The 25,324-nt window shown below is 38.1% G+C and carries 22 protein-coding genes; 10 read left to right on the plus strand and 12 right to left on the minus strand.

Going from position 1 to position 25,324, the window contains the following annotated elements:
- Nucleotides 1-33 precede the first annotated feature (33 nt).
- Genes AC0KSB_RS01640 through AC0KSB_RS01650 form a run of 3 tightly spaced genes read right to left on the minus strand, consistent with a single transcriptional unit; the run spans nt 34 to nt 4,262 of the window.
- A complete protein-coding gene (locus AC0KSB_RS01640; RefSeq protein ID WP_472306066.1) occupies nt 34-1,653 on the minus strand; it encodes a response regulator in 1,620 nt (539 codons plus the stop codon).
- Between the two features lie 16 nt (nt 1,654-1,669).
- Complete coding sequence (locus AC0KSB_RS01645) at nt 1,670-3,136, minus strand: sensor histidine kinase (protein ID WP_472306068.1); 1,467 nt, start codon at nt 3,134-3,136, stop codon at nt 1,670-1,672.
- A 7-nt stretch (nt 3,137-3,143) separates the two neighbouring features.
- A complete protein-coding gene (locus tag AC0KSB_RS01650) occupies nt 3,144-4,262 on the minus strand; it encodes an ABC transporter substrate-binding protein (RefSeq protein ID WP_472306070.1) in 1,119 nt (372 codons plus the stop codon).
- A gap of 213 nt (nt 4,263-4,475) precedes the next feature.
- Between AC0KSB_RS01650 and AC0KSB_RS01655 the strand changes: the two genes are divergently transcribed.
- Nucleotides 4,476-5,708: an MFS transporter gene (locus AC0KSB_RS01655; protein ID WP_472306072.1), complete on the plus strand. Its 1,233-nt coding sequence runs from the start codon at nt 4,476-4,478 to the stop codon at nt 5,706-5,708.
- A 41-nt stretch (nt 5,709-5,749) separates the two neighbouring features.
- Here the strand turns inward: AC0KSB_RS01655 and AC0KSB_RS01660 are convergent, their stop codons facing one another.
- The 3 genes from AC0KSB_RS01660 to AC0KSB_RS01670 all read right to left on the minus strand — a co-directional run bounded on the left by AC0KSB_RS01660 (nt 5,750) and on the right by AC0KSB_RS01670 (nt 8,745).
- Nucleotides 5,750-7,435 (minus strand): ABC1 kinase family protein, encoded by a 1,686-nt coding sequence (locus tag AC0KSB_RS01660; RefSeq protein ID WP_472306074.1) that lies wholly within the window; start codon nt 7,433-7,435, stop codon nt 5,750-5,752.
- 10 nt (nt 7,436-7,445) lie between these two features.
- Entirely contained in the window at nt 7,446-7,772 is a 327-nt protein-coding gene (locus AC0KSB_RS01665; protein ID WP_472306076.1) for a phasin family protein, read from the minus strand.
- A gap of 175 nt (nt 7,773-7,947) precedes the next feature.
- Complete coding sequence (locus AC0KSB_RS01670; protein ID WP_472306078.1) at nt 7,948-8,745, minus strand: inositol monophosphatase family protein; 798 nt, start codon at nt 8,743-8,745, stop codon at nt 7,948-7,950.
- Nucleotides 8,746-8,848: 103 nt separating this feature from the next.
- On the opposite strand from AC0KSB_RS01670, the gene AC0KSB_RS01675 reads away from it, so the two are divergent.
- Entirely contained in the window at nt 8,849-10,633 is a 1,785-nt protein-coding gene (locus AC0KSB_RS01675) for an EAL domain-containing protein (protein ID WP_472306080.1), read from the plus strand.
- 74 nt (nt 10,634-10,707) lie between these two features.
- Here the strand turns inward: AC0KSB_RS01675 and ablB are convergent, their stop codons facing one another.
- A complete protein-coding gene (ablB, locus tag AC0KSB_RS01680; RefSeq protein ID WP_472306082.1) occupies nt 10,708-11,544 on the minus strand; it encodes a putative beta-lysine N-acetyltransferase in 837 nt (278 codons plus the stop codon).
- A gap of 20 nt (nt 11,545-11,564) precedes the next feature.
- Entirely contained in the window at nt 11,565-12,881 is a 1,317-nt protein-coding gene (kamA, locus tag AC0KSB_RS01685; protein ID WP_472306084.1) for a lysine 2,3-aminomutase, read from the minus strand.
- A 531-nt stretch (nt 12,882-13,412) separates the two neighbouring features.
- Between kamA and ftsH the strand changes: the two genes are divergently transcribed.
- Nucleotides 13,413-15,236, plus strand: a complete 1,824-nt coding sequence (ftsH, locus tag AC0KSB_RS01690; RefSeq protein WP_472306086.1) for an ATP-dependent zinc metalloprotease FtsH — start codon at nt 13,413-13,415, stop codon at nt 15,234-15,236.
- Between the two features lie 2 nt (nt 15,237-15,238).
- Here the strand turns inward: ftsH and AC0KSB_RS01695 are convergent, their stop codons facing one another.
- The 3 genes from AC0KSB_RS01695 to AC0KSB_RS01705 form a co-directional block, all read right to left on the minus strand.
- Nucleotides 15,239-16,033 carry a hypothetical protein gene (locus AC0KSB_RS01695; RefSeq protein WP_472306087.1) on the minus strand — a complete coding sequence of 265 codons (795 nt, stop codon included), beginning with the start codon at nt 16,031-16,033 and terminating at the stop codon, nt 15,239-15,241.
- Between the two features lie 137 nt (nt 16,034-16,170).
- Nucleotides 16,171-17,655, minus strand: coding sequence for a sensor histidine kinase (locus AC0KSB_RS01700; RefSeq protein WP_472306089.1), 1,485 nt, complete (start codon nt 17,653-17,655; stop codon nt 16,171-16,173).
- Nucleotides 17,652-18,311 carry a response regulator transcription factor gene (locus tag AC0KSB_RS01705; protein WP_472306091.1) on the minus strand — a complete coding sequence of 220 codons (660 nt, stop codon included), beginning with the start codon at nt 18,309-18,311 and terminating at the stop codon, nt 17,652-17,654. Before AC0KSB_RS01705 ends, AC0KSB_RS01700 begins: the two co-directional genes overlap by 4 nt.
- Before the next feature lie 137 nt (nt 18,312-18,448).
- Between AC0KSB_RS01705 and AC0KSB_RS01710 the strand changes: the two genes are divergently transcribed.
- Genes AC0KSB_RS01710 through AC0KSB_RS01735 form a run of 6 tightly spaced genes read left to right on the plus strand, consistent with a single transcriptional unit; the run spans nt 18,449 to nt 22,809 of the window.
- Complete coding sequence (locus tag AC0KSB_RS01710) at nt 18,449-19,405, plus strand: RnfABCDGE type electron transport complex subunit D (protein ID WP_472306093.1); 957 nt, start codon at nt 18,449-18,451, stop codon at nt 19,403-19,405.
- Entirely contained in the window at nt 19,402-20,004 is a 603-nt protein-coding gene (locus AC0KSB_RS01715) for an FMN-binding protein (protein WP_472306095.1), read from the plus strand. The genes AC0KSB_RS01710 and AC0KSB_RS01715 overlap by 4 nt, the downstream gene beginning before the upstream one ends.
- A complete protein-coding gene (locus tag AC0KSB_RS01720) occupies nt 19,997-20,608 on the plus strand; it encodes an NADH:ubiquinone reductase (Na(+)-transporting) subunit D (RefSeq protein WP_472306097.1) in 612 nt (203 codons plus the stop codon). The genes AC0KSB_RS01715 and AC0KSB_RS01720 overlap by 8 nt, the downstream gene beginning before the upstream one ends.
- Nucleotides 20,609-20,630: 22 nt before the next feature.
- Nucleotides 20,631-21,224, plus strand: a complete 594-nt coding sequence (locus AC0KSB_RS01725) for an Rnf-Nqr domain containing protein (protein ID WP_472306099.1) — start codon at nt 20,631-20,633, stop codon at nt 21,222-21,224.
- A gap of 19 nt (nt 21,225-21,243) precedes the next feature.
- A complete protein-coding gene (locus AC0KSB_RS01730) occupies nt 21,244-22,341 on the plus strand; it encodes an FAD-binding oxidoreductase (RefSeq protein WP_472306101.1) in 1,098 nt (365 codons plus the stop codon).
- Between the two features lie 12 nt (nt 22,342-22,353).
- Nucleotides 22,354-22,809 carry a hypothetical protein gene (locus AC0KSB_RS01735; RefSeq protein WP_472306103.1) on the plus strand — a complete coding sequence of 152 codons (456 nt, stop codon included), beginning with the start codon at nt 22,354-22,356 and terminating at the stop codon, nt 22,807-22,809.
- Between the two features lie 83 nt (nt 22,810-22,892).
- Here AC0KSB_RS01735 and AC0KSB_RS01740 read toward each other — a convergent pair whose 3' ends face one another.
- Nucleotides 22,893-24,242, minus strand: a complete 1,350-nt coding sequence (locus AC0KSB_RS01740) for an NCS2 family permease (RefSeq protein ID WP_472306105.1) — start codon at nt 24,240-24,242, stop codon at nt 22,893-22,895.
- A 351-nt stretch (nt 24,243-24,593) separates the two neighbouring features.
- On the opposite strand from AC0KSB_RS01740, the gene nagB reads away from it, so the two are divergent.
- Complete coding sequence (gene nagB / locus AC0KSB_RS01745) at nt 24,594-25,319, plus strand: glucosamine-6-phosphate deaminase (protein WP_472306107.1); 726 nt, start codon at nt 24,594-24,596, stop codon at nt 25,317-25,319.
- Nucleotides 25,320-25,324 lie beyond the last annotated feature (5 nt).

Below are 25,324 nucleotides of genomic sequence, written 5' to 3' on the forward strand. Positions count from 1 at the left end.
TCGCGGGAATTTATCACATAAACGGAAAAAAATCTACTTTTCTACTCTAGCATGTTTTAAGCGGTATTCTCTAGGGGGTATACCAGTATTTTTCTTAAAAATATAACTGAAATAATGGGGATCGTTATAACCTATTTTGTAGGCTATTTCAGATGAGAGCAGCTGAGTAGTCCGCAAAAGTTTCTGTGCCTGTTTGATGCGTAAATCTGTCAGATATTCAATAAAAGTTTGTCCCGTTTCCTGCGCAAAAATAGTACAAAAATGATTATTGCTGAGAGCAACATGTGCAGCTACTTGATTAAGTGCTAAATCGGTTCGATTATAATTTTCTTCAATATATGCACAGGCTTTATTAATAAGATCGGCATAACGGCTATTGAGCTTGCTATCACGATATTCTAAAGTACGATCCAGAATATCACATATTTTTGCAAAAAGCTGTTCTCTTGAAGAAGCAATTAATGTCATTTGATCAGGGTGAAGAGATTCAGGAATTATTTCTGCCGATTTACCGCCGTATTCTTCAATAAGGCGCGAAGATACAACAAGTACATCCATCAAAATATAATAGGACAAAAGCAAAGACCGAAGGGATTGTTCACCTATCGCTGAAAAATGAGCTTCTACAATCTTTGGGATATCAGCACGAATTGCATACTTTATTTTGTCACCTAAATCTTGACTGCTCAGTTGTTTCAAAGATGTATCTTTAGGAATCGTAAGATCTTTTGCACTGTATGTTTTCCCGCTGCCAATACCGCCTAGCTGATGAAGAACCTGATCTGCTTCGTTATATGAAAGTCTTATTTCGGCAACTCTCTCAACCACAGTTCCTATAGCAATTGTTACTTTGCAGTCAATCTCATTTTCAATTTTATGTCTTAGACCCTGTGCCAAAATATAGGAGCGTTCTTCCAGAGTTTCTCCCTCATCACCTTTCAAGAGCAGAGTAAATCGGTTCATACTACTAAAATAATAAATAATTTCTGTTTGCATATTGACTGCACTTTGCAGATAACTTTTTACACGCATCAATTTTTCTGTCTGTGTACATCTATCGGCATCTATCTCACCAGCAGCTTTGCTTTGAACAACAAAAGTCATAACAAGATAGTTGCGTGCCAAAAGATTCACTCCCTGATTTCTGGAAAGATCTATAGCCTCTGCTGTTGACATCGTTCCCATAATCAGATCTTCCAGCAGTTTTTCTGATCTTGTGGCAGCACTGCTTTCCAACTGTTTTTTCATTGCCTCAAGATTATGCATTTTTGCTCTTTCATCGTTTATTTCCGCAGCAACATTGTCCAGTGCAGACATCAGCTCCTCCGGACCAATGGGTTTTAACAAATATGCTGAAACGCCCAGAGAAATCGCCTGTTTTGCATACTCAAATTCATCATGTCCGCTAAGAATAATTATTCTTATCCAAGGCATATTTTTTTTAATCACACTTGCCAAAGCAAGACCATCCATAAAGGGCATGCGTATATCAGTCAAAAGAATATCAGGTTTCAGATCCATCATCATGGACAAGGCCATTTCACCATCAGGAGCTTCACCAACCAGAGAATATTCTGTGCCTTCCCAATCTATAGTTGATCGGATACTTTCTCGTACTATAATTTCATCATCTACAAGAAAAACTTTCAGCATATTTTATTATCTCCAATCAATTTGTTTTCTGTATAAATTCACATGGTACTTTGAAAACAACCCTTGTTCCGGTAAAATCACTATCTATCTGCAGAGAGCTTTCCGTACCATAGTATAACTGCAATCTTTTATTTACATTAAAAATGCCATAACCACTGCTTTCATTATCAGGTTGTTTATGTGATTTAAGCATATTTCTTATCTGTACCAGTCTGTCTTCATCCATCCCCACCCCATTGTCAGAAACACAAAAATACATATCATTTTTCTCTATCCAACCTTTTACCTCTATTTTCCCCTTGGTTCTGCGACCCTTTATACCGTGATAAATTGCATTTTCAACCAGTGGCTGTAAAAGCAGTTTAAGTATCATCTGATCTTCCATGTTACCATCTACAATAATTGAATAATCCAGTATATCTCTATATCTTATCTGCTGAATCGTAAGATAACTGCGCACATGTTCAACTTCCTCGGCAACTCTTATCCAGTCACGTCCCTTGCTCAAAGAAATTCTAAAAAAGCTTGAAAGAGCTTTTGTTATTCCGGCAACCTCTTCTGTACGCCCTGCGGCAGCCATCCACATAATCGCATCAAGTGTATTATAGAGAAAATGAGGAGTTATCTGCGCCTGCAAAGCCTTCATTTCCGATTTTTGCAGATTACGTTGTTCTTCGATGTTTAATTCCACAAGATTCTTGATTTTACCTGCCATTCTGTTAAGACTGTTTGTAAGTCCCCTTGTTTCTTCAACACTGCTGATTTCTGCCCTGGCATCAAGATCTCCATCAGCAATTTTACCTGCAAGTATCTGTAACCTTTCCAGCGGTTCTTTAATGTGGCGGGACACCGAAGCCTGAGCAATTAAGGAGAATACTATAACAGCAAGCACAATTATGATTTCAACCAGAACCATAACCTTTGTTGTAGATCTTATAATCTCGTTTGTGCTGGCTGCAGCCTCTATCTCAATAACAACATATTCCTGAAGAACATCCTGTACCAGTGCTACTACACCGCGAATTTCCTCCAGAATAATCATATTATCACTAACCGGCGCCTGTCTGGATATCTGATCTCCCAGAATATCCACATAACTGGTCAGAGTATCCATTGATCTTTTAGCCAGTACCAGTTGATTTTGGCCAGTAAGATCAGGCGCAATCTGCATCAATTCATCAAGACGTTTATTTATATCTGAAATTATTTCATACTGTCTGCCGGAAGCAAAAGTTTTTTTACCTGCTACTATATCCCAGATTTCATCTGTAATTTCGCTTTTTACAATACGGTTCAGTTCATTGGCATCACTTACGCTGGTAATTAACTGATCATAGCGCAAAGACTGCATGCTCATATACGTAATACTGACAACAGCAGGTATAAGCATACATGCAATTATGATTAAATATGACGCAGTCACTCTCCTGCGGATACTTGTATTAATGCGCAAGGCAGACATGAATCTTTTAATTAATTTCATTTATCTATCAGTACCCCCTTGGAGGCAACTGTTCCAGATCATCATATTGTGTGAAAACAGTTTCTTCATTATAGCTTGTTCTGGGAATAGATTCTCCTGCTGCTAATTTTTTAACCAGATCCATTACAAGATCACCCATCATGGGAGTACATTCAACAACACAATTTATTTCGCCTTCCTTTAGAGCATCTATGGCCGCTTGTTCTCCATCTACCGAAATAATAACAATATCCTTACCCGGTCTTAAACCGACTTCCTTAATAGCTTCAATAGCTCCTAAAGTCATACCATCATTATGTGAATAAAGCACATCTATTCTTGCCAGCTCCGGGTCATCTGCTAATTCACTTTGCATTTTTAGATCATTAAGAATTTCTCTCATTTTTTCTTTACCCATTGACCGCAAAAAATCACCAGACCTGCTCACAATTATCTCAAATCTTTGATCATCTCCAATAATTTCGCGAAAACCGGCTTCTCGTCCGCGCATAGGCGAAGACCCTTCTGTTCCGGTCAGTTCAACTATTCGGATTTTACCATCTGTGACTGTATTGTCAGAATTATATCTACCATTATAATAATCCAGGACAAATCTTCCTGCTCTCCTGCCTTCTTCCGTAAAATCCGAGCCTACCATTCCAGCATATAAAGATTCATCATAAGTGTTAACATAACGATCAACCAAAAGAACAGGTATACCTGCTGATTTAGCCTCCATAAGAACATTGTCCCAGCCGTCTTCCACAATAGGGGCAAATGCTATAACATCTACCTGATAAGCAATAAAAGACCGTATTGCTTTAATTTGATTATCCTGTTTCTGCTCCGCATTACTAAACATCAATTGTATTCCAGATTCTTCAGCAGCAGTTTGTATAGAAACGGTATTTCCGACCCGCCATGAACTTTCTGAACCCAGTTGGGAAAACCCTAGAACCAAAGTACCTTCGTCAGGACGCCCTGTGATATCTTGCGCATTCTCTTTCAAGGATTCGTTTGTATGCGGATCACCCATATCTGATTTACATGCCGCCATTGTAATAACAATTGCAAGCAAAATGATGAGTTTAAGCACAGTGATACTAAAATTATCACTTTTTTTTGCTTGTCGGCAAACATGTATCATTATGAAAACCTCCTTCGGATAAATAATTTCCTAGATAAAACCCTGACTAATATATAGAATAGCAAATATTATGAAATTTTACCTTTTGCTTTTTTTTGCTTTTGTTGTGAAATAATACGATTTAAGTGATAGAATATGTAGCAATCCATTAATTCAATCCTTGAACAAAAAATTTTTGTGTTTTTAATGGTACAAATTTTATTAGGAGTTTTTATGGCTACACTATTTTTAATTGTAATATATGCTGCTTTTATAAGTCTTGGCCTGCCGGATGGATTGCTCGGAGTAGCATGGCCGGTGATGCAACCTGGTTTCAATGTTCCTTTCGGCAATGCAGGGATTGTATCAATGATAATATCAGGGTGTACTATTATTTCCAGTCTTATGAGTGGCAGATTGACTCGCAGATTCGGAACAGGTCTTGTTACCCTGGTCAGTGTTTTTCTGACAGCAATTGCGCTGTTTGGTTTCTCTCAGTCACCTTCTTTCATTTGGTTGACCGTACTTGCAATACCCTTGGGATTAGGCGCCGGAGCTGTTGACACAAGCCTTAATGCTTATGTGGCAGCTAATTACAAATCTCATCACATGAGCTGGTTGCACAGTTTCTGGGGAGTTGGAGCCATGATTGGCCCTATAATCATGTCGGCAACGATATCACAATTAAACTCATGGAGACAAGGATATCTGATTGTCGCAGTTTTTCAAAGCATTTTGATAATAATACTTTTTGCGACATTGCCCCTTTGGAGAAAAGTTTCAAATCTAAGTGAGGAAAGCAAAGACAATCTCAAACTTGCTGATCAGGAATATGCGGAGCCACATATTTCCAGCTCAGAGGGAACAGACGATACTATAACAATAGTAAAAGCTACCAAAATAAAAGGCGTCAAGCTTGCAATGGCAACCTTTTTCTTTTATTGCGGTATTGAGTCCAGTGTCGGCCTTTGGGGAAGCAGTTATCTTACTCAAATAAGAGGTCTTGACCCCGCTACAGCAGCCAGATGGGTTTCGCTCTATTATGCAAGTATAACTTTAGGCAGATTTATTACGGGCTTTCTCACCATGCGCCTTAGCAACCGTAAACTGATACGTATAGGAGAGATAATAATTCTTATCGGGGTCATTTTGTTTGTTTTACCGCTGCCGGCATATATTTCAATGGTAAGTCTTTTTATGATAGGTTTTGGCTGTGCACCGGTTTTCCCCTGTATGATTCATGAAACACCAGTGCATTTTGGCAAAAAACATGCGCCCTTTATAATGGGGCTGCAAATGGCTTCGGCATATACCGGCATAACTGTACTGCCCCCTTTACTTGGGCTTTTAGCAAACAGATTTTCAATCATACTGCTGCCCTTCTTCCTGCTTTCATATATTATAGTAATGCTTTATAGTTCGGAGCAGATCAGTCTCATGATGCACAGAAGGAAAAAAAATACTTGAAAATCATTTAGAAAATTTCTTTTACCTTGTGCTGATTCCGGCTAGAATCTTCGTGATTTTATCATCGAAATAACAAGTCCGGCTAAGATCACAGCAGCTATTATAAGTCCTCCTCTTAAAATCCAAAGATTAAAACTTGCCAGCTCAGGCACATTACCGGCATTCATACTGGTGCCGATAATGATGCCTGCTATAATTATACTTACTCCCAGTAATATTATGCTGAAGGATATTCTGTTAGCGATATCGTCAAAATGTTTCTGAACCTTATCAACATCTTTTATATCAAGATTGAATACATATTCATCATCTTCCATTTTTTGGAAAAAATTAACCATGAAGTTGGGCAACAGCTTGACCATCCGGTTATAATCAGAACCTGTTCTCTTTAATTCTTTGGCTATATAATCAAGAGAAAAACTGTTTTTCACCATACGAACTGCCATTGGTTTCATAATTACAAGCAAGTTAAGATCGGGATCAAGCTTTTCAATAACCCCTTGCAAAGTAATAAGGACTTTAGCAATAAGAGTGAATTCCCCAGGTATTTTTATTTTATATGAAAAAGCCAAACCAAATATTTCTGAAAGCATGTCGCCTATCTCAATTTCATTGATCGGCAAAGACAAATACCTTTCAAGCAGTCGTTCTATCTCTATTTCAAAGCGACGCAAATTAACTCTCTGCCGCATTGTGTCCATGTCGATAAAAGCTTGTACTACCTGATGGGCATCCTGAGAAGCAATGCCTACGAACATGGCTGATAATGTCTGTTTACGCTTATCCGATAGCCTGCCTACCATGCCCAGATCAAGAAAAACCAGTGAGCCATCTTCTCTGACCAGTATATTGCCAGGATGCGGATCGGCATGAAAAAAACCATCCTCGAGCACCTGTTTAACAATGTTTTGTGAAAGCTTTAGCCCTAAATCAGTCAAATCTGTTCCCTGTGCTTTTATTTCTTCAACCTGATTTATTCTTAACCCTTTTTCTCTGGACATTGTCAGAACGCGCTCTGTTGTGTAAATCCAGCGTATCAGAGGTACCGAAACAAAATCATTTTCAGAAAGGTTGTCTCTGAAACGATCGGCGTTTTCGGCTTCTTTTCTAAAATCAAGCTCGTCTTTCAATGTTCTGTCAAGTTCTTCTATCATGCCTGTAAAATCATAAAGATCGCCATATTTTGTACGCTGACTGATGAAAGTAGCCAGATCTTTTAATATGTCTAGATCTACCTCTATGCAATCTCTTATTCCGGGTCTCTGAACCTTGACAACAACCTCCTGACCACCATGCAAAGTAGCTGCATGCACCTGTGATAAAGACGCAGCAGCAAGGGCTTCGGTTTCTATTGTGGCAAAAACCTGTTCAATAGGCTCATTAAATTCCTGTTCAATTACACATTTTACTTCCGAAAAATCAAATGCGCTGACAGAGTCCTGAAGTTTGCTTAATTCTTCTGAAACTTCAGGAGTCAGCACATCGGGACGAGTACTTAGTATTTGCCCGATTTTAACAAAAGTCGGTCCTAATTCCTCGCAAGATTTCCTCAAACGCTCTCCGACAGATAATCTTGCATGCTTATGCTCTTTGCCGTCTTTCTTAGGCGCACGCCTCATGCGCAAATAGGAAATAACTCCCATTTGCTCAAGCAAAATGCCAAAACCATTTCGCGCAAAAACACGTATAATTTGTCGATATCGTCTGAGGTGAACTCTTTTAGGCATAATATTTGCCTTATTTATCGTCTTTATTCAGAACAGCTTCTATTTGCTCTCTTACTATCTGTGCAAGCTCTTCCTTGCCAATAATGTCTTCTTTTCTTGCTATATCCATCTGATCAATAGCTTTTTTAACTTCATTGCTTACAAGTTCATTTAATTCTGCTCTCTGGCTTTCACCTTTTTTTACCAGATCATTTGCAAAATCGCGAGCTTCCTTTTGAGAAATCTCACCTTTTCGAACCATTTCCTCAACAGCTTCTTCGATTTTTTCACGCGACCAGCTAGCCAAACCAATGCCAAAACTAACTGACTTTTCAATAAAAGTTTTAATTTCCTGCATAATTCTTGCCTCCTGTAGTCTCTTGCAATATGCGCAATATGTTCGAATAATTAACTAAAATCATTATATCATAATGATCTCAACTAATAATAAAGCATTCTTTACAATAAGAAACAGCTACTGGAAATTTACAACTATTATTGTCAATGTTTTCAAATTACCAAAAACACCTTAATCATCTATGCTTGCGCAAAATTGCCTGCACTTGATCAAATATAGCAGAACTGGCCGCGATAACACCTGTAGGATTAAGCAAATTTTCTAATTTATCCCCGTTCCAGTCCCTCAGTTTACCGCCTGCCGCTTCAATAATTATATAACCGGCAGCATAGTCCCAGGGTTGAAGCATCTGTTCAAAAAAAGCATCCAGACGTCCACAAGCAACGTAAGCCAGATCAAGAGCCGCACTGCCACTTCTTCTTATTTCAAGAGAATGCTCAAAAACATCTTCAATCATTGCAAAAGTCTGGCGGCTGTTACTACGATCATAGGGGTTAGTACCAAAGCCTATCAGGGAATGTTTCATTTCTTTAGTTTGAGAAACTTCTATCTTTTGATCGTTTAGCCATGCCCCATGACCGGCTATACCATAAAAATGCTCATTAAGGTATGGATTATATATAAATCCATAAGCAGGTTTACCTTCCAGATATAAGGCTAAAGAAATCGCAGACATTCTGAGATCAAAAATCAGATTTGTTGTACCATCAACAGGATCCAGAATCCATGTGGGACGGTCTACATTAAAGCTGTTCTTTTGTGATTCTTCAGCAATCAAATTGCTTCCGGGAAGAATCTCTTTTAATTTGTCAGCAAGGAAAGTCTGAACCTGATAATCAATTTCTGTCACATAATTGCTGTCGCTTTTCTTTTCAATCTGCGATTTTCTGATAGAGCATTCCAGTATTATATCACCGGCATCATTTAATGCCTGTTTAACCTTTTTTATCATTTCATTATTAATATCGATCATTTTTTTCTCCATTCTGTTTATTATTTAACATTAATATGATATATCGAAGTTTATTCTAACGCTACTATAATATCTAACAAAATATTTTTGAAAGGATCGCAAAATGCTATCAGTTTCTACTCAGAAAGATGCTTTGATTCAGATTTTAGAAAGAGAAAATATTATGACAGTTTTTCAACCTGTGGTATCACTTTCAGATGGCAAAGTTCTGGGCTACGAAGCATTAAGCCGTGGACCGCGTGGGAGTTTTCTCTATAATCCGGATGAACTATTCGGCATAGCCAGATTCAATAATAGATTGTGGGAATTAGATTATTTGTGCCGACACAGAGCAATACTATCTTTTGCCGAAAAAACAGGAAACCATCATGATTTGATGCTTTTTCTGAATATTGATCCTGCCGTAATAGAAGATAGTCGATTCAGGCAAGGCTTTACCATGGCGTTTATTGAAGAAAACAATTTAAGCCCCGATCAGATAGTACTTGAAATAACTGAAAAAAGCGCCGTTAGAGATTTACCTGTTTTCAAGCAGGCAATTCGTCATTATACGGATCAGAAATTCCAACTGGCAATTGATGATGTTGGATCCGGATATTCAGGTCTAAATATCATTGCTCAGGTAAAGCCTAGATTTTTGAAAATTGACATGGACTTAATCAGAGATATTAATCAGGATCAGATCAAGCAGACACTTGTCGAATCCTTACTGAATTTCTGCAATAGCTGCAATATCATGATGATAGCAGAAGGCATTGAAACCCAGGAAGAGCTTTGCACATTAGTAAGAATGGGTGTGCATTATGGTCAAGGCTATTATATTTCGCCACCTGACTCAGAAATTAAAGATTTACCAGAAGCCATTATTAGTCAAATATGCAGATATTCCGGGGCTTATAAAAACGCCTTGAACAAAGAAAACATAATTGGTGTTATTGCTGTAAACAAACCTTATCTCACTTCTGAGCACAGAGGGCATGACGCTGCCGATTATTTTAAGAACAATCCTGAAGAATATAGTATTACAGTAATTGAACCTGAGAGTTTGAGAGTTACAGGGCTGATTTCTCGTAATAATTTTTACAGCAAACTGGGAACCAGATTCGGATATGACCTCTATATGAACAGAGCAGTTTCTTTTGTCATGGATGAAAACCCTCTTATAGCTGAATATAATTCAGAGATAAACAAAATTTCTCAAATGGCAATGTCAAGACATGTAGATAAGCTATATCAAAGCATAATCATCACAAAAGCAGGTAAATATTATGGTATCGTTTCAATAAAAGATATTCTTGAGCATATTTCAAAAATCAAGATCGAAGCAGCAAGACATATTAATCCACTGACACAGCTGCCTGGAAACCGTCTGATAAACGAAAAAATACAGGAAACCCTTAGTATTTGTACATCAGAAAGAAATTCAGATGCAAGCTGCGTTCTTTATGTAGATGTGGATAATTTCAAAGCATATAATGACAGGTATGGCATTATGCGTGGTGACAGATTTCTGTACAGTTTAGGTGAATGTCTGCGCAAAGCCAGTGAGGAAATCAGCCCCTCAGAAACTTTTATTGGCCATGTTGGTGGCGATGATTTTATTGTTGTTTTGCCTTTTAATAAAGCGGAAACATTTTCCTGTAAGACAATTGAAATTTTCGAAAATCACAAAACGGCTCACTATGATCAATGTGATCTGCAAAATAATGCATTTATTTCAAAATCCAGAGATGGGCAACTTACACAATTTGATTTGTGCACACTATCTATTGCTGGAATATCAGTAAAAAACTGCAGATTCATGGATATTTACGAACTGACAGAACATGCTGCCAGAATCAAAAAAATCTGCAAAAGTAAATCCGGGCATGTTATTCATATTGATTAACATGCCCGAAAACCAGATCTTAAGACGTTTTATTAATATTTTCTATTATCCGACAATAAATAGAAAGGAATAAATCAAGCTTTTTTATACCAGATATTCATACTTTCTATTTTACCTGCTATCTGCGTATTATTTACCAGTGTGCCACTGTATTTATAGCCATTTTTGGCAAAAGTACAATTCATTCCGTGAGAAGCAGCTCTGGCAATAGTATATAAAGTCAAAATACTTTCATTTTCTCTGAGATCTTTTTCCATCTGCTGGAGTAAATACGATGATAGATTTTGCCCTCTGTGATCAGGGTTAACCGCAAAATCGGTCATCTCGGCATTTTTTTGATCACGATCTAATTCGCTGGAAGCAAGAGCAATAAGCTTTCCATGCTGCCATATACCATGATAAATAACATTGTCATCCATTGTTTCAACAATATATTCCGGCTGATGGATGGGAAAAGGATAACTGGCAAAAACCTGACGGTATAAAACAGTCATCGATTCAGCATCATCCTTACCTGCTCTACGGCAAAGCATACCTTCCGGCAAAGCCATTTTTTTTATTACTGGAATACAACCCTTGGCTGTCATAAGAACATCTGAAATAATTTTTTCATCAGAAATATTTCTACGATCTTCTTTAAGAAATTTGCTCATAAGACAGCAATCTTCTTCGCCTTTATAAAAGGCCGGAATAGAGGCTTCACATTCATAACCTCTTTGTAAAAGCACATCCTGCAACGAAAAAGGTATTTTTGCTACGATTTTTTCATAATTACTCTCACCTGCCATATCTTCAATTCTAGTAAAAAAACGTGGCATGTTTTCTGTCGGAGCTTTCATAACATATATGCGTTTATTTTGCTCTCCATGATGTATTACTCCGTTTTCAATAGTTGTAATCTGGTCGAACATAATCATCCTTTCTTGTACACTTATGCCTTGCTTTCGGATTCTGCTTCCAGATAGGAAGGGGTTAAAGTGATCATTTCATCATAATCGGATAAGAGCCTTTCTATCCCAACAGCCTTTTCCTCATCAGAGTCATCCAGTTTAAGCTGTAAATTACAGTCTTCACAATTAAGATCACAAAAAGTGTGGCGATATTCATCAGGTTCTTTATATGTAGTAATTACGCCTTCAAAATTTCTCAAAATAGCTTTATTAGTAGACCATGATACAAGGTAATTAGGTCCTACGGGAATTTTACCACCGCCACCCGGAGCATCAACAACATATGTAGGTACAGCAAAGCCACTGGTATGTCCTCTCAGGCTTTCCATTATCTCTATGCCTTTTCCTATAGAGGTGCGGAAATGTTCCAGACCTTCCGATAAATCACATTGATATATATAATATGGTCTGACCCTATTTTTAACCAGCATATGTACAAGCCGTTTCATTATACGTGGACAATCATTAACATCAGACAAAAGAACCGACTGATTACCCAAGGGTATCCCTGCTTTCCAAAGTTTGCGCAAAGCTCTGCGGGCTGAACCGGTTACTTCACGAGGATGGTTAAAGTGAGTATTGATCCATAGATTTTCATATTTTTCTAATACACTCACCAATTCATCTGTTATTCTATAAGGCAGAACAACCGGCGTTCTGGTACCTATACGTATAACTTCTACATGAGGAATTTCAGAAACTTTTTGCAAAATCCAATCTATATATTCATCTGACAGCATGAAAGGATCTCCGCCCGAGAGCAGAACATCGCGCACTTGAGAATTCTGACGGATATATTCAATACCTCCCAGAATCTGCTCACGATCGGGAATACTATCACGATCACCAACTTTACGCTTACGCGTACAATGCCTGCAGTACATAGCACAGGTATTGCTTACATGCAGCAAAACCCTGTCAGGATAGCGATGTGTAAGCCCTGGTACCGGACTGTCTTTATCCTCAGCCAGTGGATCATTCATGTCATGTCTGGAGATAAATAACTCCCTCTCATCTGGAAAAGCTTGCTTAAAGACAGGATCATTTTCTAAATCTTCAGGATCGGCTAAAGATAAATAGTAGGGGGTTATCGCCATCGGGAATTTTTCTAATGTTTTTTCTATCTTCGCTCTTAAATTCTGATCAAACTTTTTTTCAAAAACCTTCTCCACCATATCAACACTTTTGATACTATGACGCATCTGCCATTTCCAATCCCTCCATTTTTCCAGACTGGCAGGCGTACAGGTGGTTCCAACCATTCTATTTCTGATCATTTCAATATCTGTTGTATTCATTATCCATCCTCCTTGATGTTGTCTGTGTTCTAATCTATTTTGCTAAATCTATTTAACAGTTCAAATTTTTATCTTCCCCCTTGTTCAGCACAATAAAAAACCAAGGACATTTACTTGACCTCTTAGCTAAAATAAAAATTCAACTGAACCAAAAGTAAAAACAAGAATTTTAACTATTTTTCAAACATGATTTAACTGTGTCTAAAACAATATTTATAATTATATTAATCCCTCTCCGATATTACATCGATTCTAAAAATCAAATTAAAGATATGCTATTATACTATTTTTGCAGACAATCTGTCAACAAACTAGAAGTTGTCAGTTTTGCGAAACGATCTTTGCTCTTTATTCATCTATATTAAACTCGGTTATATTACATCAAAATGTGGGATGCTAAATTAATGACTCGTTCTTTTTAAGTTAATATTTGTTCACAACTTGTTACGCTTCTGTCTTACTTTTTACATTAATATACAAAATCAAATAGAAAATCTTGAATAGCTTAATCAAAAGCAGGAGATACAAAAGATGGAAGAGCATAAAAACACTAAAAAACCTTTAATATATTATGCGATAATGGCATTTATCGCACTGATGCTTCTAAACGGTTTTATTTTGCCGATGCTTACGGAAGGAAATGTTACAGAAACAGATTATGGTACATTCCTTCAGCATTTGGATGAAGGTCTTATAGAAAAAGTAGAAATTGGCGATAATTCCATTTATTATACGGCAAAAATAGAAAATGAAGAAAAAGTTTTCACTACCGGAGCTATGCCGGATGATGAGCTGACAAATAGACTCTATGATGCGAATGTAATCTTTACAAAAGTTGTACCTAAAGAATTATCCCCGATTCTTACATTCGTGTTTTCATGGGTAGTACCTATAGCTATATTCTTTTTTCTGGGAAGATTTCTTATTTCTTTTATGCAAAAGAAAATGGGCGGTTCAAACGCTATGACATTTGGTAAATCCAATGCGAAAATATATGTACAGGCGCAGACAGGAAAAACTTTTAGTGATGTCGCCGGGCAAGACGAAGCCAAAGAAGCCCTCACTGAAATTGTTGATTTTTTACATAATCCTGAAAAGTATTCCGAGATAGGAGCAAAATTACCTAAAGGCGCTTTGCTTGTAGGGCCTCCGGGCACCGGTAAAACTTTACTTGCTCAGGCAGTTGCCGGAGAAGCAAATGTACCGTTCTTTTCGATTTCCGGATCAGAATTTGTAGAAATGTTTGTAGGTATGGGTGCGGCAAAAGTACGTGATTTATTTAAGCAGGCTTCGGAAAAAGCACCCTGCATAGTCTTTATCGATGAAATTGACACTATTGGCAAAAAACGTGATGGGGCAGGAGGAATCAGCGGCGGTAATGATGAACGGGAACAAACATTAAACCAGCTGCTGACCGAAATGGACGGATTTGACGGCAAAAAGGGAGTAGTTATTCTAGCAGCAACCAATAGGCCGGACAGTCTTGACAAAGCTCTTTTGAGACCAGGACGCTTTGATCGGCGCATACCGGTGGAGTTGCCTGATCTGCAGGGCAGAGAAGCAATTTTACAAGTACACTCAAAGCAAGTAAAAATAGATCAGAATGTCGATTGCCACTCAGTTGCCAGAGCAACAGCAGGGGCATCAGGTGCTGATCTTGCCAATATGATCAACGAAGCAGCTCTCAGAGCTGTAAGATCTGGAAGGGATTCAGTTATACAGGAAGATCTTGAGGAAAGTGTAGAAGTTGTTTTGGCCGGATATCAAAGAAAAAATGCTACCATTATGCCTAAAGAAAAAGAAATAATAGCTTATCATGAAATAGGACATGCACTGGTAGCTGCATCGCAGCAGGATTCCGCACCTGTTCATAAAATAACTATTGTACCAAGAACCTCGGGAGCATTAGGCTATACGATGCAGGTGGCAGAAAACGAGCAATTTTTAATGAATAAAGATGAAATATTCAATAAAATAGTCACATATACAGGTGGACGCGCAGCCGAAGAACTGATTTTTGATAACATGACTTCAGGTGCTGCCAATGATATAGAGCAGGCTACCAAGCTAGCCAGATCAATGATTACAAGATTTGGTATGAGTGAGCATTTTGATATGATGGCACTAGAAACAACCAGCAATGTCTATCTCGGTGGAGAATCAACACTGCTGGTCTCTGCTCAAACGGCTGCTCAAATAGATTATGAGGTTCTTAAGATAATAAAGAAGGCACATGTAAAAGCGACAGAAATTTTGAATTCAAATATCGAGAAATTACATGCATTATCGCGCTATCTGTTGGAAAAAGAAACAATAACAGGGGAAGAATTTATGACTATACTTAATGATAATTAAATCTAGTCTATGCGAAAGCTTTGCATAAGCTGTTCAAAACGAGCCCCATGACCTTCTGCAGCTTCTGTAAAATAACCGCTATGGAAAAAATAGCTGCCGTTTTTACCATCAGAAACTATTGTTATTCTGGCTGTTTCGCTATCCCATTTATTGCCATTGGAAGCATAAATCAGGCTGCCGTTCAAATCATCTGTACCAATATCAGTATTCCCACCTAACTCAACATTAGTGTATTGCAGATTTAAGAGTTTTGTAATTTCTTCCAAAGCCTGTTCTACGGATAATTCCGGATAGTGCCCTATTTGAAGATATATATCAGGTAGGGCATCTGCCGGAGTCGATGGCATGTACTCATCTACTCTGATCGAACCATCAAGTCTGCCTGTGGTTTGTATAACATTGTATCTTTGATGATCATAGTACATGGAATATCCAAGATCACTTATGTAAAGCAGTACAGGTATTTCTTCATCCATGCCTTCCAGTTGAATAATCATCGTGGACTCAAGCGGGTCAGAAGGACGAGGGTCAGAAGTTTCTTCTGTACTAACTGTTGATTCAAGTGTCTCTTCATCACTGCTTTCTTCATCGGTATTTTCTGGACTTTCTTTTTCAGATTCAGTTGTGTCTTCACTTTCCGGCGGCAAAAGTGTTTCCAGCTCGGTATCGGCACTAACCGGATTGACAATCGCCCCCTGCTCTATCGGTGCCCTGAGACAACCTGACACTATTAGTACCATACAAAGCATGCCTATAAGCAAAAATGATGTCCTCGTTTTTTTAATAATTTTTTTCATTTTAATGCACTCCTTTTTTTCAGGGATAGTTTTCGCCTGTTCTTTAAGTAAATACTATCAAGCTCCTGTTTCTATCCCCACACCGACTTGTATCAGAGTTGTAAAATGTTATCTGAAAACAAAAATTGCCTGGCAACCTATTCTTGAGGCAGAACAAATTTCATCGTTGTTCCCAATCCTGGTTCGGATATTACGTCTATCTTGCCATTATGCCGATCTGCAATTTCCTGACATAATGCCAGTCCCAGGCCTGCACCTCCGGTTTTCCTTGATCTGGATCTATCTTCACGATAGAAAGGTTCAAAAATTTGTTTTATGTGTTCCTTTGAAATACCTGTACCATAATCTTTTACCTCTATACTGACCTGATTATTTTTGCTTGATTTGATCGTGATAATAATTTTCTTTGTAACACCGTTTTTTGTTGCTTCACTGCTCTCAATTCCAGAAAGAACATCTTTTTTCATTTTTTCAGCATTTTCAGTTGCTGTTATGGCATTTCTAATTAAATTTGTCAGCAAAATTTCCAGAAGCAATGGATCGGCGCTGATCTGATCAACAAGGCAATCTATTGTCAGTGTAATGTTTTTGGACTCAAGCTGTGGAGCCATTGTCTTCCGAATGTTTTCAAGATAATTTTGTAAAGGAATCTCTTGAAAATCAATTGTTTTGGAACGAGCCATAATCATTGACATCAGCTTGTCATAAAGTTCCCGCAATCGTCTTGCTTCTTTTTCTATGATCTCCATAGCTTCATTCTTTTGCTCAACAGACATTTTTGCCTGCTGGACAAGAGAAGCATATCCTTGAATCGCAGTCAAAGGCGTATTCATTTCATGCGTAAGATTATCAATAAAATTTTGCCTTTGATTAGCCAGCTCTTGAAGATCCTGCTCTCTTTGTCTGATTGCTTCACTCATTTTGTTAAATGATTTTATAAGTCTTGCAGTTTCGTCTCTGGAACCCTGTTCAATATGGATATATTGGCCATCTGCTATTTCCTCAGACGCTTTACCAAGCCTTTCGAGAGGCCTTGTTATTTTGCGGGCAAGAATATAAGCGGTTAAACCAAGAACTACCGCCGTTACTATATCAATTATAATAAAAGCCCTGATCATAAGAACACGCTGCTGATAAAGCTGTGTAATATCACGCTTGTACAAAAGAATATAATCATCTGCTGCACTCAGCCGGCTGCTCACATAGAGGCTATATTTTTTTTCGGAGTCTTGGTAAATATCAGTACCAATGGCAGCTTTTTGCAATAAAGCTTGCTCTTGCGTACTAAATTCCAGTAATTCCTGATTCACATTCTCAATTTCAATTTTGCCGAAAATTTCACTGCTGCTAATCTGATATAATCCCAGTTCAATTCCCAGACTGCTATAGTAAACAGAATATCTTTCCATAAGAAGACCCGGATCATCTGCTACTCCTATTCCGGTTGCTAATATACCGGCTTCTACGCGTTCTCTTATTATAGTCTGGTCAGCAAAAGCACGTCCGGTTTCTTGTTCAATATTATATAAATGAGTTTCACTTAAGAAAAAAATTGAAGCTGCATGAAAAGCCAAAGCATACAAGCCAAGACTTATCAGAAGAATTTTGTGCCATAGTTTCATTCATTTGTCTCCAGTCTATAGCCATATTTGTAGACAGTTTTTAAACAATTTTCCCAGCCCATTTTTTTGCGAAGGCGCTGTATATGTATATCTACTGTTCTTGTTTCTCCTAAATAATCATATCCCCATGCCGATTCTAAAAGTTTTTCACGTGATAATGCGATATTTCTATTTAAGATCAAAACTTCCAGAAGATTAAATTCCTGTGCAGTTAAATCAATTTCTTCAGCTCCTTTGCGTGCAGACCTTTGATTAATATTTATGGATACATCATTAATTAAATATGAATCTTCTGACTTGCCTGCCCTTCTCAAGACAGCATCTATTCTTGCCAGAAGCTCCGCAGCCTCAAAAGGCTTTGTAATATAATCATCTGCACCCAATCTAAGCCCTTGAACTTTATCGGCAACTGCATTGCGGGCAGTCAGAAAAATAACCGGCAAATCAGCTTTGCGAAAAAAATCAACCAGTTCAAAGCCATCTTTGCCAGGCAGCATTACATCTAATAGCACAAGGTCAAAATCTTCTTTAGAAATCATGAATAACGCCTTATCACCATCTTCTGCCCTTTTTGTACTATGACCCACAAGACTCAGATTTAACTCTATCAAATCTCCTATGGATTTCTCATCTTCTACAATCAATATTTTGCTCATATCAATAGTTCTCCAAATTATTAACTTTAATTATTTGCAAGTTTCAGTTGTTGATATATACTTAATTAAAGACTTATTTATATGTAACAATATCACATTGGCAAGCTTAGGCAAAGTTTATGATCACGGGGGAGATTATGACAAAAATAAAAGACGTTTTCCTCAGGCAGAAAATGATGACAAAGGTTTTAATCAGCCTTTTGCCGATCCTTCTGCTCTCTGTTTACCTTTTTGGCTGGCGTACTCTTACGCTTCTGGCAGTTGTAACAATAAGCGGTTTATTGTGTGAATACGGCATAATGAGATTAATAAACGGTTCAAAGACCAAAGTTTCAGAAGCCCTTCTGGTGACTTGCCTGTTGTTTACGCTTACTCTGCCGCCTTCTACTCCGTATTGGGTAGCAATAATCGGAATCGCTTTCGGTGTTATTTTCGGCAAATGTGTTTTCGGCGGATTTGGCAAAAATATATTCAATCCTGCTTTAGTCGGGCGTTGTTTAATATATGTTTCTTTTCCGGCTCATATGACTGTTACCTGGTCAGCTCCATTTACCGGATTCCCCGGTGGATTTGCCAGATTTACTGCAAGTGCCGATGCTATCTCTGCAGCAACTCCTATGATTCAGTTTAATCGCGAAGGTATTTTGACAGAATACAGTCGACTGTTTTTTGGTAACATAGCAGGTTCACTTGGAGAAACAAGTGCCCTCCTGATAATATTGGCTGCAATTTATCTTATAGTTACTAAGACAGCCTCTTGGAGAATCATGCTGTCTTGTGTTCTTTCTTTTTTGATTCTGAATTCCATACTTTATTTCACGGGAGTTATTGCTACCGACCCCATATTCTCTTTGCTTTCCGGCGGATTTATGTTTGCTACTGTTTTCATGGCAACAGATCCTATATCAGCACCCAAGCAGGATACTTCCAGATATATTTACGGAGCTCTTATTGGAATTCTAGCTTTGGTAATCAGAACATATTCTTTATTTACAGAAGGAATTATGTTTGCAATCCTGATAGTTAACGCATTTGTGCCTTTGATTGACCGGCACGTAAAAGAATTTAAGAAAAGAAAGAAGGTGACAGCATGAAGAGCAGTTTTGTTTATACAATAGTGTTCATGCTGATAATAAGTGCCGCTTTCGCACTTCTGCTGGCAGGAGCTAATGCATTTTACCTGCCTAAAATTGAAGAAAACGAATTGCTGGATGATCGTAAAGCGGTTCTTTATATTTTTGATATTGATCAAGGTGGAACGGCCGCAGAAGTTCTGGAGCGATTTGATGAAAATGTAGAAGAAACAGAACTTTCCGGTGTCAATCTATACGCATATGTATCTCAAGAGGGCGAGATAATTGCTTATGCTCTGCCATTTCAGGGAGCAGCTCTTTGGGGAGCTATGTACGGCTATTTGGGGCTATCACCCGATTTAACAGAAATAACAGGGCTTGTTTTTACAGAACATAGCGAAACTCCCGGCCTTGGCGGCAGAATTGACGAGCTACAATATAAAGAGCAGTTCAGGGGTATCAGTATTGACCCGGGAGCCAGGCTGGCATATGGCGAAGATGGCGGAAATCAGATTGATGCCATTACAGGTGCTACTTCCACCTCTAATGCGGTTTTAAATATATTGAATGACCTGCTCGATAATACGGTCAGCAAAATGGAGGTGGCAAATAATGGCTGAAGGAATTAAACAGGTAATATCACGTAATATCTGGAAAGAAAATCAGGTTTTGCGTCAGATACTAGGTATCTGTTCCAGCCTTGCTGTTACTAATCTGATGACAAATTCTCTTGTTATGGGACTTGGACTTACCTTCGTTACTTCTTTTTCCAGTCTTACTATTTCACTTTTGCGAAATGCGATTCCTCACAGAATCAGAATGATTGTACAGACACTTATCATCGCATCCTATGTAATACTTGTAGATATTTTTCTAAAAGCAAATATGACTGATATCAGCAAGGCTCTGGGGCCTTATGTTGGTCTTATTATTACTAATTGCATCATCATGGGACGTGCCGAGGCTTTTGCCCAGAAAAACCCGCCCGTTTTATCTATGCTGGATGGTTTTTTTGCCGGCATAGGCTATACCGTTGTTTTGATGATTATTGCTTTTTTCCGTGAATATCTTGGTTTTGGTACTATTTTTGGTTTTGATGCCAATTTCCTGGGATTTGAAACCTGGACTATTATGGTAATGCCGCCTGCAGCTTTCTTCCTGATAGGTGTATTAATCTGGGTAACATCTAATGTCTTTGCTCCAGGCAAAAACAAGAAGTCGTAAAACGGCTGGAAAGGAATAACAAATGCTAGATGGAATCAATCCTTTTATTATCTTTTTTGCTTCTATCCTTACCAGCAATATGATACTTTCAAATTTCCTGGGCATGTGCTCTTATATATCTATTTCAGGGGAGTATAAGACAGCTTCAAGCCTTGGTAAATCAGTTACGCTGGTTATGGTTTTTACCACGATATTAAATTTCGCTGTTTACAGACTTGTTATTGTGCCTCTGGGACTCGAATATCTTCAGTATATTCTGTTCATTATAATTATTGCGGCATCTGTACAGATTATAGAAATGGCAATGGATCGTTTGCTGCCAGACCTGCATGTAAAACTTGGAATATTCTTGCCTCTGATAACAGTTAACTGTGCAATTTTAGGTACTACTTTGTTTATGATTATCAGAGATTATAATTTCCTGCAGTCTTTACTTTTTGGTCTGGGCAGTGGTCTTGGCTGGTGGCTTGCTATCAGTGCTCTTGCTGCTATTCGTGAACAAATAGCAAAAAACAAACTGCCTAAAGGTCTGGAGGGTCCTGGAATAGCCTTTATCATTACCGGTATCATGGCACTGGCTTTTATTGGTTTCTCCGGTATTTTCACCATTACCTGACAGAAGGGAGCTGTAAAAGATGGAAATTCTCACAACTGTTCTTAGTGTCTCGCTGATATCGGCTGTACTAGCACTGATTATAGTCATTGCGGAATACTTTTTTAATAATTATGGCGAATGCGAAATAGATATAAACAATGGGGATAAGGTGCTTAAGCTAGACGGGGGGTCTTCGCTCTTATCTTCGCTTTCAGGCCAGAAAATATTTATACCTTCCGCTTGCGGAGGCAAAGCAACCTGCGGTCTTTGCAAGGTTCAGATTTTAGAAGGTGCAGGACCTTTGCTGCCAACAGAGGAACCTTATCTCAGCAAGGAAGAACGTGATAATAATTACAGGCTGGCTTGCCAGGTAAAAGTTAAAACAAATCTGAAAATTATTATTCCAGAAGAATTGTTTAACATAAAAGAATATCAGACAACAATTGAGACAATGGACCAGCTTACTCATGATATAAAGGGATTACGCCTTAAATTGCCTGAGGGAGAATCAGTATCTTTCAAAGCAGGGCAATATATGCAATTCCATACAAGACCTTATAATAAGGTGAAAGAAAGTGTTTTTAGAGCTTATTCGATAGCAAATGTTCCGTCTGATAATAAACATATTGAACTGATTATACGACAGGTTCCTGATGGCATCTGTACAACATTCGTACATACTCAATTGCAAGAAGGCGATCCGGTAAAAATCAGCGGTCCATACGGAGATTTTTATCTGCGTGGCAATTGCAGTGAGCTGGTTATGATAGCAGGAGGATCAGGACTGGCACCCATTAGGTCAATCGTACTTGATATTATTGAGAAAAAACTGGAACTAAAGATGAATTTTTTCTTTGGAGCAGTTACAAAGAAAGATCTTTATTATCTTGATTTCTTCTACGATCTTGATAAAAAACATGATAATTTCCGTTTCATACCTGCACTATCAAAGCCAGACCCGGAAGATAATTGGGATGGTGAAGTCGGCCTGATAACAGAAGTTGTAGATCGGTTTATAGCTGACGGCGAGGATAAAGAAGCCTATCTTTGTGGCAGTCCAGGCATGATAAATGCTTGTCTTGACGTTCTTGGCAAAAAAGGTATACCAGAGGATAAAGTCTTTTTTGATAAATTCTAATGGAGGTGCGATATGAAGCAAAGTCCTGAACTTGAGGTAATTCAGTCAAATATGCTACCGGGAACATTGTCAGCACATGGGTTTCTAGGAGAGGATACCAGAAATCTGGCAGATATTTTGCAGACTGATGCCAAAACAATGGCTCGACTTAACATATCAAATAGTGTTCTGGCAGATAAAATGCAAGAACTAACAAATTTTGCCATGCCTGGTCTGGGTAGACCAATGATTTATAATGATCTATATGAAATTGAAGTAGAAGATTATATGGGCAGAATCCCCTGTCCTTTCCAGGATAATGTGAAAGTTGATAAGAGACAGACACTTATAAGAAGGCTTGATACAGGTGTAATGATGCGCTGGACAGATCTGAATATTCATATGATCAGAGATCATGGTTTTTTTGAAGGTTATGGCAGTGTTTATAGACTTGATCCCGAAGAGCTTTCAAGATTTTTGAATCTCTAATGAAATAAAATTTTCATAAAAAGAGCTGCACTTCACATTCTGAAGGCAGCTCTTTTTATATCCAGCTGTATCTAAATCAAATTTTACAAAATAAACTTAATTACAAACAGAATTGCTACAATGACTGTAAGAATAGAAATATCTTTGATCTTTCCTGTGAACAGTTTGATCAGAACATAAGATATTATACCAAGACCAATACCGGTTGCAATTGAATAAGTAAGCGGCATCATAACCATTGTCAAGAAAGCAGGTACTGCCTCAGACATTTCGGAGAAATTAATTTCTTTGATGCTGCCCATCATCAATACACCAACTATAATCAAAGCAGGTGCTGTAGCCGCTGCAGGAACGATTCCGGCAATCGGAGCAATGAAGATAGCAAGAATAAACAGAATACCTGTAGTAACAGATGTCAGACCGGTTTTACCGCCTTCTGATATACCTGCACCTGATTCTATATAAGTAGTAACTGTCGATGTTCCCATACAAGCTCCGGCAGTTGTAGCAACAGCATCACACATCATGGCTTTCTTCATATTAGGAAGATTACCATCTTTGTCAAGCATATTAGCCTGCTTAGCTGTACCTACCAAGGTTCCGATTGTATCGAACATATCAACCAGAGTAAAAGATATAACTACAGTTATTATGGTCAAAACACTGGCAAAAACACCTGAGGAATCGCCCATCAGAGCACCAAAATCAAATTTGAAAAGGCCCAGGTTTGTCCAGTCAGAAAAATTCTGCGCAAATCCTGAAGTTGTAACACCTTCAGGCAGAATGGTTACACCCATAGGTATACCTATTATAGTACAAGCAACGATACCTATAAGAATTGAACCTTTGACTTTGAAATAGTATAAAATCGCTATCAGAACAACACCTATAAGAGCAAGCAGTGGAGCAAACGGGAATGCATCCTGCTGTAATGAAAAACTTGCAAAGCCAACCAGTACAGAGTCATCATTAACAATTATACCTGCATTTTGCAACCCTACAAAAGCAATGAACAGACCGATACCACCAGAAATAGCAATTTTCAAATTATGAGGAATTGCTTTAACAATCGACTCACGCAAACCTACAATTGTTATTATTATAAAGATAATACCTGAGATAAGAACAGCCGCAAGTGCCCCATTGAAGCCGTAAACTGTCGCAACCGAGAATGCAAAAAAAGCATTCAGACCCATACCTGGAGCTTGTGCAAAAGGCAGTTTAGCATATAGTCCCATCATTAGAGTACCAACCGCTGCTGCCAGACAGGTTGCTATAAAGATAGACCCAAAATACTCTTCCCCCGCAGTGACGCTGAGCATGCCCGGATTAACAAAGATGATATACGCCATTGTAAAAAATGTCGTTATACCAGCAATGATTTCTGTCCGGACGTTTGATTTAGCCGCTGAGATACCAAAAAACTTGTCCATAGAATCCTCCCTTAAATGAAATGATTAATTGTGAAACGAGAAAATCAATACGGAGACATTATACCCGAAAATTGCCTGATATCAAAGAAAAAAACTAATAAATAATGCTGAAATGTCAACACTGATTTTGGTAATAAAACATAAATTTGACTTTTGCAATGTCTGCCTGCCAATTGAAAAGAGAAATATTGATGATAATTGGTAGAAGAACTTGTAAATGCTTACTCACAGTAATACAATTGTTAATCGAAGGTTGTATACAATCTTGGTAGAAACTATCTTTCAAACCTATTGTAAATAACTGATTGAAAGTGGATCAACAACAAAAATATATGAAAAAGAGGAGTAGCTATGCGAATCATATCAACAAGCAACTATGAAGAATTAAGCCAGAAAGCCGCTCAATATATTGCAGCGCAAATTACAATGAACCCAGAAAGCGTGCTTGGTCTAGCGACAGGCAGTACGCCGATCGGTCTTTATCAGGAATTAATAAAAATGAATTCAAAAAATGAAATTGATTTTACTGCTGTAAAAACAATAAACCTCGATGAGTATAAAGGATTACCGGCAGATCATGCCCAGAGTTATCGTTATTTTATGAATAATCAGCTCTTCAATCATATCAATATAGACAAGAATAATACCTATCTTCCGGATGGACAAGAAACAAATGATAAAAAAGCATGCAGCGATTATGATAATGTAATTTCACGTTTTGGTCCAATCGATGTTCAACTCTTAGGTATAGGACATAATGGACATATCGGATTTAATGAACCTGCAGACGCTTTTACTACTGACACGCAATGTATTGTTCTTGATGAACGCACTCGTCAGGCAAATGCTCGTTTTTTCGATGGTGATATGAGCAAAGTTCCAGAAAAGGCTTATACAATGGGAATCCGTTCAATAATGCAGTCAGAAAAGATTCTCCTGGTTGTAACAGGAGCCGACAAAAAAGAAATTTTGAAAAAGGCATTATACGGCCCCATAACTCCAGAAGTCCCGGCATCTATATTGCAACTTCATTCTAATCTGGTTGTCGTAGCCGACCAAGCAGCTCTTGGGGTATAAGAACC

The sequence above is a fragment of the Ercella succinigenes genome (assembly GCF_900002895.1).

What these genes read in the sequence shown, in the direction of transcription:
- AC0KSB_RS01640 (WP_472306066.1), bottom strand. Translation starts at nt 1,653, where the DNA reads ATGCTGAAAGTTTTTCTTGTAGATGATGAAATTATAGTACGAGAAAGT.
- AC0KSB_RS01645 (WP_472306068.1), bottom strand. Translation starts at nt 3,136, where the DNA reads ATGAAATTAATTAAAAGATTCATGTCTGCCTTGCGCATTAATACAAGT.
- AC0KSB_RS01650 (WP_472306070.1), bottom strand. Translation starts at nt 4,262, where the DNA reads ATGATACATGTTTGCCGACAAGCAAAAAAAAGTGATAATTTTAGTATC.
- AC0KSB_RS01655 (WP_472306072.1), top strand. Translation starts at nt 4,476, where the DNA reads ATGGCTACACTATTTTTAATTGTAATATATGCTGCTTTTATAAGTCTT.
- AC0KSB_RS01660 (WP_472306074.1), bottom strand. Translation starts at nt 7,435, where the DNA reads ATGCCTAAAAGAGTTCACCTCAGACGATATCGACAAATTATACGTGTT.
- AC0KSB_RS01665 (WP_472306076.1), bottom strand. Translation starts at nt 7,772, where the DNA reads ATGCAGGAAATTAAAACTTTTATTGAAAAGTCAGTTAGTTTTGGCATT.
- AC0KSB_RS01670 (WP_472306078.1), bottom strand. Translation starts at nt 8,745, where the DNA reads ATGATCGATATTAATAATGAAATGATAAAAAAGGTTAAACAGGCATTA.
- AC0KSB_RS01675 (WP_472306080.1), top strand. Translation starts at nt 8,849, where the DNA reads ATGCTATCAGTTTCTACTCAGAAAGATGCTTTGATTCAGATTTTAGAA.
- ablB (WP_472306082.1), bottom strand. Translation starts at nt 11,544, where the DNA reads ATGTTCGACCAGATTACAACTATTGAAAACGGAGTAATACATCATGGA.
- kamA (WP_472306084.1), bottom strand. Translation starts at nt 12,881, where the DNA reads ATGAATACAACAGATATTGAAATGATCAGAAATAGAATGGTTGGAACC.
- ftsH (WP_472306086.1), top strand. Translation starts at nt 13,413, where the DNA reads ATGGAAGAGCATAAAAACACTAAAAAACCTTTAATATATTATGCGATA.
- AC0KSB_RS01695 (WP_472306087.1), bottom strand. Translation starts at nt 16,033, where the DNA reads ATGAAAAAAATTATTAAAAAAACGAGGACATCATTTTTGCTTATAGGC.
- AC0KSB_RS01700 (WP_472306089.1), bottom strand. Translation starts at nt 17,655, where the DNA reads ATGAAACTATGGCACAAAATTCTTCTGATAAGTCTTGGCTTGTATGCT.
- AC0KSB_RS01705 (WP_472306091.1), bottom strand. Translation starts at nt 18,311, where the DNA reads ATGAGCAAAATATTGATTGTAGAAGATGAGAAATCCATAGGAGATTTG.
- AC0KSB_RS01710 (WP_472306093.1), top strand. Translation starts at nt 18,449, where the DNA reads ATGACAAAAATAAAAGACGTTTTCCTCAGGCAGAAAATGATGACAAAG.
- AC0KSB_RS01715 (WP_472306095.1), top strand. Translation starts at nt 19,402, where the DNA reads ATGAAGAGCAGTTTTGTTTATACAATAGTGTTCATGCTGATAATAAGT.
- AC0KSB_RS01720 (WP_472306097.1), top strand. Translation starts at nt 19,997, where the DNA reads ATGGCTGAAGGAATTAAACAGGTAATATCACGTAATATCTGGAAAGAA.
- AC0KSB_RS01725 (WP_472306099.1), top strand. Translation starts at nt 20,631, where the DNA reads ATGCTAGATGGAATCAATCCTTTTATTATCTTTTTTGCTTCTATCCTT.
- AC0KSB_RS01730 (WP_472306101.1), top strand. Translation starts at nt 21,244, where the DNA reads ATGGAAATTCTCACAACTGTTCTTAGTGTCTCGCTGATATCGGCTGTA.
- AC0KSB_RS01735 (WP_472306103.1), top strand. Translation starts at nt 22,354, where the DNA reads ATGAAGCAAAGTCCTGAACTTGAGGTAATTCAGTCAAATATGCTACCG.
- AC0KSB_RS01740 (WP_472306105.1), bottom strand. Translation starts at nt 24,242, where the DNA reads ATGGACAAGTTTTTTGGTATCTCAGCGGCTAAATCAAACGTCCGGACA.
- nagB (WP_472306107.1), top strand. Translation starts at nt 24,594, where the DNA reads ATGCGAATCATATCAACAAGCAACTATGAAGAATTAAGCCAGAAAGCC.